This is a genomic window from Terriglobus sp. YAF25, from assembly GCF_052113305.1.
Taxonomy (GTDB): Bacteria; Acidobacteriota; Terriglobia; order Terriglobales; family Acidobacteriaceae; genus Terriglobus.
Map to the genome: position 1 here is coordinate 1 of NZ_JBFRCY010000077.1, position 13,187 is coordinate 13,187.

General features: G+C 55.9%; 12 protein-coding genes. 4 read left to right on the top strand and 8 right to left on the bottom strand.

Going from position 1 to position 13,187, the window contains the following annotated elements; genetic code table 11:
- Positions 1-142: 142 nt before the first annotated feature.
- From AB4043_RS04855 to AB4043_RS04870, 4 genes are read right to left on the bottom strand one after another with little or no spacing between them, the layout of a single operon-like run.
- Entirely contained in the window at positions 143-916 is a 774-nt protein-coding gene (locus tag AB4043_RS04855) for an enoyl-CoA hydratase/isomerase family protein (protein WP_442301562.1), read from the bottom strand.
- The gene (locus AB4043_RS04860; protein WP_442301561.1) at positions 913-1,803 is read right to left on the bottom strand and encodes a hydroxymethylglutaryl-CoA lyase; all 891 of its coding nucleotides are present in this window, start codon (positions 1,801-1,803) and stop codon (positions 913-915) included. Before AB4043_RS04860 ends, AB4043_RS04855 begins: the two co-directional genes overlap by 4 nt.
- 13 nt (positions 1,804-1,816) lie before the next feature.
- Positions 1,817-3,526 (bottom strand): acyl-CoA carboxylase subunit beta, encoded by a 1,710-nt coding sequence (locus AB4043_RS04865; protein WP_442306592.1) that lies wholly within the window; start codon positions 3,524-3,526, stop codon positions 1,817-1,819.
- A 32-nt stretch (positions 3,527-3,558) separates the two neighbouring features.
- The gene (locus tag AB4043_RS04870) at positions 3,559-4,158 is read right to left on the bottom strand and encodes an acyl-CoA dehydrogenase family protein (protein ID WP_442306593.1); all 600 of its coding nucleotides are present in this window, start codon (positions 4,156-4,158) and stop codon (positions 3,559-3,561) included.
- A gap of 506 nt (positions 4,159-4,664) precedes the next feature.
- Here AB4043_RS04870 and AB4043_RS04875 point away from each other — a divergent pair.
- From AB4043_RS04875 to AB4043_RS04885, 3 genes are read left to right on the top strand one after another with little or no spacing between them, the layout of a single operon-like run.
- Complete coding sequence (locus AB4043_RS04875; RefSeq protein ID WP_442301558.1) at positions 4,665-5,363, top strand: CoA transferase subunit A; 699 nt, start codon at positions 4,665-4,667, stop codon at positions 5,361-5,363.
- Between the two features lie 2 nt (positions 5,364-5,365).
- Positions 5,366-6,004 (top strand): CoA transferase subunit B, encoded by a 639-nt coding sequence (locus AB4043_RS04880; protein ID WP_442301557.1) that lies wholly within the window; start codon positions 5,366-5,368, stop codon positions 6,002-6,004.
- A gap of 47 nt (positions 6,005-6,051) precedes the next feature.
- Positions 6,052-7,230: an acetyl-CoA C-acetyltransferase gene (locus tag AB4043_RS04885; protein ID WP_442301556.1), complete on the top strand. Its 1,179-nt coding sequence runs from the start codon at positions 6,052-6,054 to the stop codon at positions 7,228-7,230.
- An 11-nt stretch (positions 7,231-7,241) separates the two neighbouring features.
- Here AB4043_RS04885 and AB4043_RS04890 read toward each other — a convergent pair whose 3' ends face one another.
- Genes AB4043_RS04890 through AB4043_RS04900 form a run of 3 tightly spaced genes read right to left on the bottom strand, consistent with a single transcriptional unit; the run spans position 7,242 to position 11,374 of the window.
- Entirely contained in the window at positions 7,242-9,608 is a 2,367-nt protein-coding gene (locus AB4043_RS04890; protein ID WP_442306594.1) for a heterodisulfide reductase-related iron-sulfur binding cluster, read from the bottom strand.
- A 57-nt stretch (positions 9,609-9,665) separates the two neighbouring features.
- Complete coding sequence (locus tag AB4043_RS04895; RefSeq protein WP_442301554.1) at positions 9,666-10,613, bottom strand: electron transfer flavoprotein subunit alpha/FixB family protein; 948 nt, start codon at positions 10,611-10,613, stop codon at positions 9,666-9,668.
- Positions 10,610-11,374 (bottom strand): electron transfer flavoprotein subunit beta/FixA family protein, encoded by a 765-nt coding sequence (locus tag AB4043_RS04900; protein ID WP_442301553.1) that lies wholly within the window; start codon positions 11,372-11,374, stop codon positions 10,610-10,612. Before AB4043_RS04900 ends, AB4043_RS04895 begins: the two co-directional genes overlap by 4 nt.
- Before the next feature lie 292 nt (positions 11,375-11,666).
- On the opposite strand from AB4043_RS04900, the gene AB4043_RS04905 reads away from it, so the two are divergent.
- Entirely contained in the window at positions 11,667-12,188 is a 522-nt protein-coding gene (locus AB4043_RS04905; RefSeq protein ID WP_442301552.1) for a DUF1003 domain-containing protein, read from the top strand.
- A 94-nt stretch (positions 12,189-12,282) separates the two neighbouring features.
- Here AB4043_RS04905 and AB4043_RS04910 read toward each other — a convergent pair.
- On the bottom strand, positions 12,283-13,187 hold a 905-nt coding region (locus AB4043_RS04910; protein WP_442306595.1), incomplete at its 5' end, for a two-component system sensor histidine kinase NtrB.

A 13,187-nucleotide genomic window follows, 5' to 3' on the forward strand; every position in this document is an offset into this window, starting at 1 on the left:
GGAGTGTTTAACACCGTCTTTTCAAGCAGTTGCGGAGGCACTTCAAACATCAGAGAGGGTCGCGCTAAAGCCCGATACCCACCCTTTGCGGTTTCACAGCGAAGAATGGGGCACCCAGAGTATGGGCTGTCCGAATTGGGGCCTAGTCTTGCCAGCGAGGCTTCCGCTTGTTCAGAAACGCCGTTACGCCCTCCTGGAAGTCAGGCTGTTGCCTGGCGTGGAGACTGGCACTCACGGCCCGTTCAATTCTTGCGTCCAGCTCCGAAGCAGTCTGAGCGATCAGCAGCTCTTTTGTTTTTCGCATTGCAGCCGGGCTGTTCTGGAGGAGTTCGTGCGCGAAGAGGTGCACCCGCTCCAACAACGTCTCGCCCTCAACAATCTCGTTCACCAACCCGAGTTCGTGCGCTTGCTGTGCGTCAAAAAGCTGCCCGGTCAGCAAAAGGTTTCTCGCCTGTTTCTCGCCGAGTTGCAGACCGAGAAAGACGGAGACCAGCGCCGGGATGAAACCGATCTTCACTTCCGTATATCCGAACTTTGCCCCTGGAACGGCAAAGGTGAAGTCACAGAGGGTAGCCAACCCCGTCCCCCCGGCGATGGCGTGGCCATTGACCGCCGCAATAGTTGGTATGGGAAGGGCATACAGCTCACGAAAGAGTTGCGCGGTACGTCGCGCATCCGCCTTCTGCTCCTCAACTGTTTGCGCAAACATTGACTCCAGCACAGCCAGATCCAGCCCGGAACAGAAAGCCGTACCGGCACCAGTCAAGATGAGTACCTTGGCAGCACCTTTTTTGGCCGCCTCAAAGGCTGCGATCAGCTCCTCCTGCATCTCAGGAGTCAATGCATTGCGCCGCTCCGGGCGGTTCAGCGTGATCGTCAGAATGCCTTCTTCCAGATCTGTCAGCAGCGTATTCACGGAGCCGTCCTCTGTGTTTCCAATTGCCCATAGCGCCTGGAAAACTCTCGATTCAGCGCGATCAATGTCTCTAGCGGAGAAATCTCCGGCGGGGGGACTCCCATGCCGGCAAGCTCAGCCATAACCGCCTCGGTTGGCATATTTCCGACCAGGTCATCCTGTGCAAAGGGACATCCGCCGAGACCGGCAATGGCCGTATCGAAACGACGGCAGCCCGCGAGATAGGCCGCGCGAACCTTTGCTGCCGCATCTCCTGGCTTCGAATGCAGGTGGAGTCCGACTTCAATCTCGCTATCCACCGACTCACGCGCTGCCGAAAAGACTTCGCCGATCTGTTCCGCGGTAGCCAAGCCGACCGTATCTGCGATGGAGATCTGCCTGACACCGCTCTCAACGAGTAGTTCACAAGCGGCGGTAACTTCGTTGATGCTCCACGGATCGCCGTATGGATTGCCAAAGGCCATTGATACATAGGCCACTATATTCAAGCCTGCTTTATAAGCCATCTCACCTATGGTTTCGAGTTCATCCAACGCCTGCTCCGCCGTCTGATTCTGGTTTCTGTGTAGAAACTCCGGCGAGATGGAGTAGGGGAAACCGAGTGTCGTTACCACCTCCGTCTTAATTGCCCGCTCCGCTCCTTTTGCGTTGACCACGATTCCGATGATCTCAACATCTCCCGGCGGATCAACGAACGCGAGGGCCTTCTCCGAATCAGCCATCTGCGGAACGGCTTTGGGAGAGACAAAGCTGGCCGCATCGATATGCCGAAACCCGGCAGCGATCAGCATGCGAAGGTAATCGGCTTTGACCTCGGCAGGAATAATCCTGGAGAGCCCTTGCCAGGCATCGCGGGGACACTCAATCAACTTGACCGTATTCATCATCTTTTTGCAAACGCTACGTTTGAATCACGCCTGGATTGAACTTCTCAACGTCAGGGTTGAGGCTGACGGCTTCAAGCGCGCTGATCAATACTGTACGCGTCTCCGTGGGATCGATGATCGCATCAATCCATAAGCGAGCGGCGCCATAGCGCGGGTCGGCTTGCGCATCGTAGGTGTTCTTGATCTCATCGAAGATCTGCTTTCGCTCTTCTTCTGTGATCGCATGGCCTTTGCGCTCGAGTTGCTTAACGCGCACCTCTACTAGCGTATTCGCAGCAGACGCCCCACTCATCACGGCATAACGCGCCGTGGGCCAGGCAAAGATGAAACGTGGATCATAGGCTTTGCCGCACATCGCATAGTGGCCCGCTCCGAAACTACCGCCAAGGATCACAGAGATCTTGGGCACAACGGAATTGGAAACCGCCGTGACCATCTTCGCCCCTGCACGAATGATGCCGTTCTGCTCGGCGTCACGGCCAACCATAAATCCATTGACGTCGTGGAGGAAGACCAGGGGAATCAGGCTCTGGTTACAGTCGAGAATAAATCTGGCGGCCTTCTCTGCACTTTCGGTATAGATGACGCCACCAAACTCCGTGCGACGTTCGCCGCCTGGCATCACCATGTTCTGGTGCTGCTTTTGATTCGCAACAATCCCTACAGCATATCCGCCGATCCGCGCGTAACCGCAAACCAGAGTGCGTCCATAGTCAGGACGGTATTCGTCGAACGCCGACTGATCGACAATGCGCGCTATCACCTCATGCACGTCATAGGTATTCGTGGCCGCGCGTACTGGATCGGGATCAATCAACCCATAGAGTTCGTCCGCAGGATAGAGGGGAGCATCCTTTTCCGGATCGAAGGGAATGGCATCGAACGGCGCACGATTTCGATGTCCCAGCTTTCCGACAAGAGAACGAACCCTTGCAAGACAGGCGTGGTCATCGGACTCTTTGAAGTCGACCGTGCCGGAGATCTCCGCGTGCATGGTCGCCCCACCTAACTCCTCGGCACCAACCTTTTGCCCGATGGCCGCTTGGACAAGAGCGGGACCAGCAAGAAAAAGCCCGCTGCCTTCGGTCATCAGTACGGYATCGGTCATGACGGGAAGATAGGCTCCGCCCGCTACGCACATGCCCATAATTGCGGTGATCTGGGGAATGTTTCGTGCTGACATCACAGCGTTGTTGCGGAAGACGCGGCCGAAGTCATCCTGATCGGGAAATACATCCTCCTGCAGCGGCAGGAAGACTCCGGAGGAATCGACCAGATAGAGTGTAGGAATGCGGTTATCGAGAGCAATCGTCTGCGCACGAATCACCTTCTTCGCCGTCAGCGGAAAGAAGGCGCCGGCTTTCACGGTTGCATCATTGGCGACGACCATGACCAGCCTTCCGCAAACCCGCCCTAAGCCGGTGACAACTCCCGCGGCGGGAGCTCCGCCCCACTCCTCATACATGCCATGGGCGGCGTAGAGACCAAGCTCCAGAAGCGAAGTGCCGGGATCGAGCAGAAGTTCCAGGCGCTCCCGTGCTGTCAATCTCTTCTTGGCGTGCTGTGCGTCAATGGCTTTGGCTCCGCCGCCCAGGCGAATCGTTGCCTGCTCCTCGCGCATTGCCGCAAGCAACGTAAGCAGCGCCTGATGGTTGTTGCGGACACGCGGAGCAGTGCCATCCAGTTTTGTCGGCAACGTGTTCTTGCTGGCGGCCTCTGACATCGACTCCCCGGTATTCGTCGGAATGCGAATTTCTACTTCAAAATCTCGCGTGCAATTACCATGCGCTGAATCTCGCTGGTCCCCTCGCCGATTGTGCACAATTTTACGTCCCGATAGAACTTCTCTGCCGGGTAGTCCTTGATGAAACCATAGCCGCCATGAATCTGCACGCATTCATCGCAGATACGGACGGCAGCCTCACCTGCAAAGAGTTTCGCCATTGATGACTCCAAGGTGGTCTTGCGGCCAGCATTCTTCATGCGAGCTGCGTTGAGTGTCAGCAACTTTGCGGCCTCCAGATTTGTCGCCATATCCGCCAGCTTGAATTGGATTGCCTGGAACTGGCTTATTGACTTGCCAAACTGGTGCCGCTCCTTGGCATACTTCAGCGCGGCATCATATGCACCCCGGCCGATTCCAAGCGCCAGGGCGGCGATGGAGATTCGTCCGCCATCGAGCACTCGCATCGCATCGACGAAGCCTTCCCCTTCCACGCCTAAACGGTTTTCATCAGGAATCAGGCAGTCTTCGAAGATCAATTCCGAAGTATCGGAAGCACGCAACCCCAGCTTGTCTTCTTTCTTGCCCGGACGAAAGCCGGGGGTATCTTTCTCCACGACAAAGGCCGTCATCCCATGACTTCCTTTCTTCCTGTTTCAGTTTTTCCCGTCATAAATCGCTCCCATGAGCAGCTATCTGCCCATGTTGCGGTTTGGGCCTGCGAAACAGCAGGCTGAAATAAAGTTGGGGAGGCCTGTAAGGGCTTCCAAAGGGTTGTGAGAGGGGAACGATGGCTGCAATGGCCGATGGATGACCCCGAATCCTTCTTCAGCCCGTGATATCGCATTGGAGCTAGCCGGATCGCAACGTTTGATGCTGCTCAGTTTTTGTACCTTCACCTTTGCTCCACGTGCAGGCGGCGCCCATTGGGAATCGCCAATCAGCTCATCCATCGTTCGACAGGGAGTATGGCACCGCCAGATGAGAAAGACAATCCCATCAGAGCCGGGCGCATTTGATTTTTCTTTCCCGGGCAAAGGTGCTATCGTCCTTCGATGTTGTGGAGAACGAGCGTTCGCCGCTATCGAATCGCCGTATCGGCCGTTCGATAGCGGACGGCTCTAAACAGGCACGGATAATGGACAAACTCTGGCCAAGTGCAGCGGCTGTACTCGAGGGAATCGTAAAAGATGGCATGCTCCTGGCCATCGGCGGATTCGGATTATGCGGCATCCCGGAAGCATTGATTCTGGCTCTGCGCGATTCTGGTGTCCGGGACCTTACCGTAGCAAGCAATAACGCGGGAGTGGACGGCTGGGGGCTGGGCCTGCTGCTCGAAAGCCGGCAGATCCGAAAGATGATCTCCAGCTATGTGGGAGAGAACGCTGAGTTCGAACGCCAGTTTCTCCAGGGAGAACTCGAAGTCGAGTTCGTTCCTCAAGGCACGCTGGCGGAACGCATGCGCGCCGGAGGCGCAGGAATCCCCGGTTTCTACACGCGCACCGGAGTCGGAACCATCGTAGCCGAAGGCAAGGAACACAAAGAGTTCGATGGGACAACCTACATCCTCGAACGTGGTCTTCAAGCTGACCTTGCCCTGGTAAAGGCATGGAAGGCCGACCCGCACGGGAACCTGGTCTTTCGACGCACAGCCCGCAACTTCAATCCGCTGGCCGCAACCTGCGGCAAAATCACCGTGGCTGAAGCAGAGATCATCGTCGCTGCGGGAGAGCTCGACCCCGATGAGATACACACTCCCGGCATATTCGTGCAGCGGGTCATCCACAATCCCTCTCCCGAAAAACGAATCGAACGCAAGACAACGAGGATGATCTGACCATGCCATGGACACGTCACCAGATGGCTCAGCGTGCAGCGGCTGAATTGAAGGATGGATATTACGTCAACCTCGGCATCGGTATGCCGACCCTCGTCGCCAACTTCATTCCTGCGGGTATGACCGTAATTCTGCAGTCAGAAAATGGCCTTCTCGGCATGGGTCCCTTTCCCCTGGACAGTGATGTCGATCCGGACCTGATCAATGCCGGCAAGGAAACCGTCACCTTACTTCCCGGAGCATCGATCTTCTCAAGCGCCGACTCATTCGCCATGATTCGCGGAGGCCACGTCGATCTTGCCATCCTTGGAGCCATGCAGGTCTCTGAAAAAGGCGATCTGGCGAACTGGATGATTCCCGGTAAGCGCGTCAAAGGAATGGGAGGAGCCATGGATATTGTCTCCGGCGTGCGGCAGGTGGTGATCATGATGGAGCATAATGCCCAGGATGGTTCGCCAAAGCTGCTTCCTCAATGCACTCTTCCGCTAACCGGAGCAGGAGTCGTAAACCGTATCATCACGGATCTGTGCGTCATGGATATTACGTCGGATGGAGTTGTGGTCATTGAATTAGCCGACGGGGTAACCTCTGAAGAGGTTGCCAGGCGCTCCGGTGTCTCTGTGCACTTTCAACTTCACTGAGCCCGTATCGATCCCTTTGTGAGAACAACCTGATGGGAGTGGTAACAATGCGAGATGTAGTCATCGTATCGGCGGTTCGGACAGCGGTTGGTAAGTTTCTCGGTGGACTGAGCGAGGTTGCCGCAACCCAGCTCGGCTCGGTCGTTGTGCGCGAGGCGGTAAGCCGTGCAGGAATTGCGCCAGACTCTGTGGATGAGTGCATCATGGGCTGCGTGTTGCCGGCCGGCCTCGGCCAGAATCCCGCGCGCCAGGCAGCGTTGGGCGGTGGACTTGCCGACACCGTCGCCGCCCTCACCGTCAACATGGTTTGCGGCAGCGGATTGAAAGCAGTTGGGCTGGGAGCACAGGCAATCATGCTCGGCGATGCGGAGATTGTCGTCGCAGGCGGGATGGAGTCGATGTCGAACTCTCCTTATCTGGTGCCACAGGCCCGTAAGGGGCTGCGTATGGGCGACGGCAGCATGGTCGATTCTGTGATTAAGGACGGCCTGTGGTGCGCCTGCGACAACCAGCACATGGGTCTCACCGCGGAACTGGTTGCGGAAAAGCACCGTCTGACCCGGGAACAACAGGATGCCTATGCCCTCGAATCACACAGAAGAGCGGCTTCGGCCCGACGTGAGGGCAGATTCAAAGACGAGATTGTCCCCGTGCAGATTCCGGATAAGAAAGGAACAATTACCCTCTTCGAGTCGGATGAGAGCATTCGCGAGGATGCTTCGCTGCAGGCACTGTCTACATTGCGTCCCGTGTTTAAAAAAGACGGCACGGTCACTGCCGGAAACGCACCGGGACTTAATGACGCTGCGGCGGCAGTGCTCCTGATGACCTCACATCGCGCTGCAAAGTTAGGGCTCACGCCCATGGCGCGCATCCGAGCCCAGGCGCAGAGCGGTGTTGCGCCGCGATGGGTCATGCTTGCTCCAGTCATCGGGGTGACCAGGGTGCTGGAAAAGGCAGCCTGGAAAAAAGACGAGGTCGATCTGTATGAACTCAATGAGGCGTTTAGCGTTCAGGCTCTCGGTGTGACCAAAGAGCTCGACCTGGATCTCTCCAATGTGAATGTGAATGGAGGAGCCGTTGCGATGGGCCATCCGATTGGCGCAAGCGGCGCTCGGATTCTCGTCACCCTGCTGCACGAGATGATCCGCAGAGATGTAACGAAAGGCGTTGCAGCCTTATGCCTCGGCGGAGGAAATTCCGTGGCCCTCGCAGTTGAGCGCTAACGCGCGATTCCTTAGCTCTTTTTTGGTGTCCATTTCTTCCGCACCTGAGTTTGGACGGCTTCAGGACTGACCTGAGGACGCTCTGAGAACATCGGCTCTGGGCTGCTCTCTACCTGAGATGCATTGACAACAGGAGGCGCATTGGGAAGAGCCTTCGCCTTTGGATTCCATTTCGGACGTTTTGGGCTTTCTGGTTTTGCCTCCGCGGCAGCCGTCTGCAATGAGCCTTCAGCGTTAGCTGGGACTGCTGGAGGAAGAACATGAGCCTTCTCTGTTACTGGTATAGCCGGCTCCATCACTGCCGATTCCACTGCGACACCAACGTGCGAGATTCCGAACGCTTTCTCAACACCCGCCAGTAAGAGCTCGGCGATGTCTTTGATCTCAATGGAATGATCGGCGCCCCCCGGCGTGCTTCCCAACATGCTTTTGCAGAAGGGACACCCGACAGCTAATGCGGACTGCTCTGATCCTGCAAGAACTCGTGTGACCTCGTTATATCGATTCTCGGAGACACTCTGCGTGCCTGGCTCCTCTTCCTTCCAGAACTGCGCCCCACCAGCGCCGCAACAGAACGAATTCTCTCTGCTGCGTTCGAGCTCTACGAACCCGTTACCGAGAATCTTCAGCAAGTTGCGAGGCGCGTCATAAATGCCATTGTGGCGGCCTAGATAGCAGGGATCGTGATAGGTGATCTTGTCCAGAGTGGCCGCAGCAGCCAGTTTTCCCTCGCTAACAAGCATGGCGAGATATTCAGAGTGATGCATCACCTTGAAGTCGCCGCCTAACTGGCGATACTCGCCGCCAAGTGCGTTCAGGCAATGCGGACAGGTTGCCACAATCAGTTTGGGCTTGCAGGCTTTCAAGTTGGAAATGTTCTGCTCGGCGAGTTGGCGATAGAGGTATTCGTTCCCCGCCCGCCGGGCACTATCGCCCGTACAGCATTCCCGTTTGCCCAGGACCGCGAAGTTAATTCCGGCATATCGCAGCAACTGCACAAAGGCTCGCGCGGTCTTTTGCGCCTGAGGATCATAGCTTGCTGCACAGCCAACCCAGAAAAGCACATCAGGCTCTGGGTTTTCGTCGATGGTTTTAATAGCAAGGCCTTCGGCCCAATCCAGTCGTTTCTCCTGGCCGATGCCCCAGGGGTTCTTCGCCCGTTCCATTCCCCGAAAAGCTGACTGCAACTGCCTGGGAAATTCACCTGCCATCATGACCTGATGTCGGCGAACGTCGATGATATCCAGCATCGGCTCATCCTGCACGGGGCATACTTCCATGCAGGCTCCGCAGGTCGTACATGCCCAGGCAGCTTCAGGAGAGAGAGCAAAGGTCAGTAGAGGCTTCGGGCTCGGCTCTCCCTTTTCAAAATTCGGTTGATTCCTGGCCAGTTCATTCAGCTCCATGCGTTTGTTGATCTCGAGCGCCGACGGGCTCAAGGCTTTGCCGGTGGCCGTCGCCGGGCATACATCCTGGCAGCGATTGCACTGAATGCATGCATAGGCATCGAGCAGGCGAGGCCAGGCGAGATCCTCCAGCTTATTTGCGCCAACGACGAATTCGTCCGTCTCAGCACTTCCCTGCTCAGCGCTTATCTCCACAGCGGGAAGTATTCCGGAGCTCGACGTTCGAGCGGCAAAATACTTCACCGGAGCCATAAAGATATGAATGTGCTTCGTGCGAGGAAAGTACATCCAGAAGAGGAGAACGCTCCCCAGCGATCCCCAGTAACCGAAGATCCTCCAGGACTCGGCATTCTGCGAAGAAAACAGATGCGACAGCAATGATGCAAAGGGCTGAAAACGATCAGCCCCGTTGCCGGCCACCTTCGCTCCGGCCCCGATTGCCCGGCTACCTACGTGAAACAGGATGAAAGCAGAGACCAGGATGGAATCGAGAGTGATCGATCGCTGCCGCACAGAACGGTGAAGTAACGTTCGTTCATTGAAGCTGAAATCCCGGCGGCTCGGAAGCAGAAACCTGCGTATCACCAGGGCAACGAMGCCTATCAGAATAAGCGTGCTCAAGCTATCGGCAAGCAGGTTATAGAACCCGCCCACCAGAGTGGCCGAGGAGATATCGAAGGGGATGAAGCCACCGGCGAGATCGACCAGATTGACGGCTAGATAGAAGACAAATCCGTAAAAGATAAAAGAGTGGAAGAGACTGACGGATGGCCGTTTCCGAAAGGTGCGCCGCTGCGTGAGCGTGGTAACTAGCGCATAGCGGATACGTTGCAGCAGATGATCGAAGCGCGGCTCTGTGTCCTTGCGGCCTGTGGCAATGCGACGATAGACGCGATAAAAGCCGTGCAGCCCAATCCCTGCTGTAAGAACAGCGAAGAGCAGAAATGCGAGCTTCTGTATCGGTGGAAGCATGCCGGCCCTCAAACTTCTATCGTGGCATCATACTCTTACCCCTCCGATCTCAGCCCTTCATTTCAGCTTCTCGATGACCGCTGGAACAATCTCTTTCACGTCACCCACAATCCCATAGTCGGCGATCTTGAAAATAGGAGCTTCCCTATCTCGATTGATCGCAATCACCAATTTACTTTTGTTCATCCCAGACAGGTGCTGGACCGCTCCAGAGATTCCTAGTGCTAAATACAGCTTCGGTTGTACCGTTTTTCCCGTCTGACCGACCTGTTCCGAATAAGGCCGCCAACCCGCATCCACGACCGCCCGTGTCGCACCAACTGCCGCTCCCAGTTGGTCTGCCAGGCCTTCGACCAGTTGAGCATAGGCCTCCGCGCTTCCCAACCCGCGTCCGCCTGCGACGACAACATCGGCGTCCTGCAAAGCAACCCGTTTGCTTTTGATCGTGTTTCTTTCGATCACAACCACGCGTGGTTCAGACAACTCGAGATCCACGTCGTATTGCTCGGCAGCTTCCGGCCTTGCCGGCGCAGGCGGAAACGCCCCCGGATGAATGCTCACGACCACTGCTGAAGCCTGGGCTTCAACACGCTCTACGACTCTCGCGAGCAGCGTGTAATGTTCGGCCACGGTCGTTCCGTCTGAAAATTTCAGGCTGATGGCGGCTTCCACCAAAGGAGCGTCCAGTTTCACGGCGACACGCGGGCTATATTCCCGTCCGCTGCGGCTGCCGCCGATCAAGACGGTATGAGCCTCCCCCTCCTTGGCAATCTGTGCGGTTGCCTGCGCCCAAACATCCGGATCGTATGTGCTCAACACTGGGAGATCGGCGACGAGGACCTGGTCTGCGAGCTGAGCGGCCTGCGTCGCAACGGTGGCCAAACCACTGCCCAGAGCAAGCAGCGTAACCGGCCCGTCGCGGCCCAGGTCACGAGCCGCCTGTGTCATCTCATAGGTGCTTTTATTCAGCTTGCCATTCGAGTGTTCTGCAACGATCAGGATCATCCAATCACCCTTGTTTCGTTCCGAAGGAATTCCACCAACTGTTGTGCTGCTGCACTTCCATCCTTACCGTCGAGAATCCTGCGCATCCGTTCCTTCACCTGAATCTCGCTGCGGATGAATTTCAACTTAGAGCGAACGCCGAAACTCTCGAAGGAGTCCCGTCGCAGATCCTTCTTCTTGGCCTTCATGATGTTCGGCAGGGTGGGATACCGCGGCTCGCACAACCCTTGCTGTGTGGTGACGATCGCCGGCAGCTCCACCTTGAAGGACTCGGTTCCTTCCTCGACATCATGCGTTCCGGTGAGCGTCCGGCCCTCCAGGTTCAGGGCTGTCGTCCAGGTGAGCTGCGGCCACTTCAGATATTCGGCAATCGAGGCGCCTAATGCCTGGCTATCCCAATCCGCTTCCTGCCCACCGCAGAAGATCAGGTCGCTCTGCTCCTTCCGTGCCACCTGTGCCACCACATTGCCGACGGTAATGACATCTAATGGCTCGGAAGTCTCCACCAGAATGGCACGGTCGGCGCCGATGGCGAGCGCGGTACGCAGAGCCTCTTCGCACCGGGCAGGACCGACAGCCAGGGCAACCACTTCCGTCTCCGGCAGGACATCCCGTATTCGCAGGGCCTCTTCCAGGCCATACTCGTCCATGGTGTCCAGTACAAGCTTGCTACTGCTCAGATCCACCACGCCATCTTTGATCTTGACGCTCTCCTCAGCATCAAGAACCTGGCGAATCACCGACAAGACGCGCAATCCCATAGATGCTCCCTCTTCTCTCAACCAATTGCATTCTCAGAACCCGGCAATCTGCATACCTGGTAGAGCCCAAGAATTCTACAGGTGGAATCCCCTTTGATGAAGGGATTCCACGAGGAGGAACCTCCACGATGCGTTCATCCGACTTTAGATGATCTTCCCTGTGGTGTGGTGTAGAGCTTCCGCGACTACGGGCGTTTTCCGGATTTCAATTCTCCCTTCTAATTCCCCGCATCTCATGGTGGCAGGAGGGACTACGCCAGTCCATCCACCGGCATTTTCTCAGGAGCACCTTATGGAAATCCCTAGCCAAATCGCCGAGCATGTCGAGACGATCGCTAAACATGAACAAGAGTTCCTTGCGAGCCGCAGTCTGCCTGAACGGTTCGCGGACCGGGTCGCCGGCTTCGCCGGTCGCATTTCCTTTGTTGCGGTCCATCTTCTCTGGTTCGCGGGCTGGACTCTCTGGAATTCTTCTCACACAACCCATTGGCATTTCGATCCATTTCCATATCCGCTTTTCGACACGCTGGTCGCCCTCGAAGCCATATTGCTGGCAAGCTTCATTCTCATGCGACAAACGAGCTTGGCGAGGCGGGGTGATGAACGAGAACATTTGATGTTGCAGATTTTGCTTATTACCGAAAAAGAAACATCCGCAATCGTTCGCATGAACCAGAGAATAGCTGCCCACATAGGGCTTCAAGAGATCTCACAAGACGAAGAGATAAAAGAAATGGGAACTCCGACCTCGGTTGATCAGGTTGCGCAGACTATACAAGAGAAACTCTCTAATGAGATTTCAGAGCGCTCCTAAAGCACTCACGCGAAGCACAACAGGGAGGGACAGCGTACGGTCGGTCCGCATTGTATTTTTCTGCCTCTCCTTCAGCGCGGGATTCGCAATGATGTTAGACCAAAAGTTTCCGAGGTTCGGGCGAAGCTTTGGGTATTTGTGTGGGGAGGAAGATCGCGAAGCAAGTCCCAGGCTGCTGGCCATCGGTTCGGCTGCGCATCCTGATCGAGCCGCCTAAACGAGAGATAATCCCATCAGCTACCCACAGACCAAGACCTACCCCTTGTTCACCTTTGGTGGTGAAGAACGGATCAAAGATCCGGCCCGCATTCTCCTTCGAAATGCCGCAGCCATTATCGACGATAGCAATACGAACACCAGGTCTGGGGCGAGTACTCCAATCGAATGATTTTCGCAGGGATATTGTGATCTTTCCGTTGTCCGAAATTGCTTCAATTGCATTCATGAGCAGAGTTGTTAAGACCTGACGAATCTCTCCCGGGTAGCTGTAGATCGAAAGGCCATCCAAGGCATACTTCTTTGTGATCGAAATTGCTTTTGCATCGATTCTTTTTGTATATAGATCCAGCAGGCCTTCGATCGTTTCCTCCAGATTTACCTGAGACGGCAAGGTACTTTCTCTATAGAAGCTCAACGATTGGCGCGTCAGATGCGTTATGCGTTCGAGTTCGTCAGCGGCGATCTTCGTGTAGGAACGCTCGTTCGGATCCAGATGGGGCGATTTTGCAAGGAGATCGATCAGGTTTACAACAGCTTGCAATGGGTTGTTGATTTCATGAGCCATAGTGGCTGCCAGACGTCCGGCAGCTGCCAACTTCTCCGCTTTCATCAACGCCAGCTCAGAGAGTTTCCGTCCGGTAATATCCCGCGCAATCTTTGACGCCGCGATAACTCTCCCATCCTTATCAAAAATCGGAGAAATCGACAGCGAGACCTGGAGCAGACTACCGTCTTTGCGACGTCGGATCGATTCATAATGATCCACGTGCTCTCCTTGAC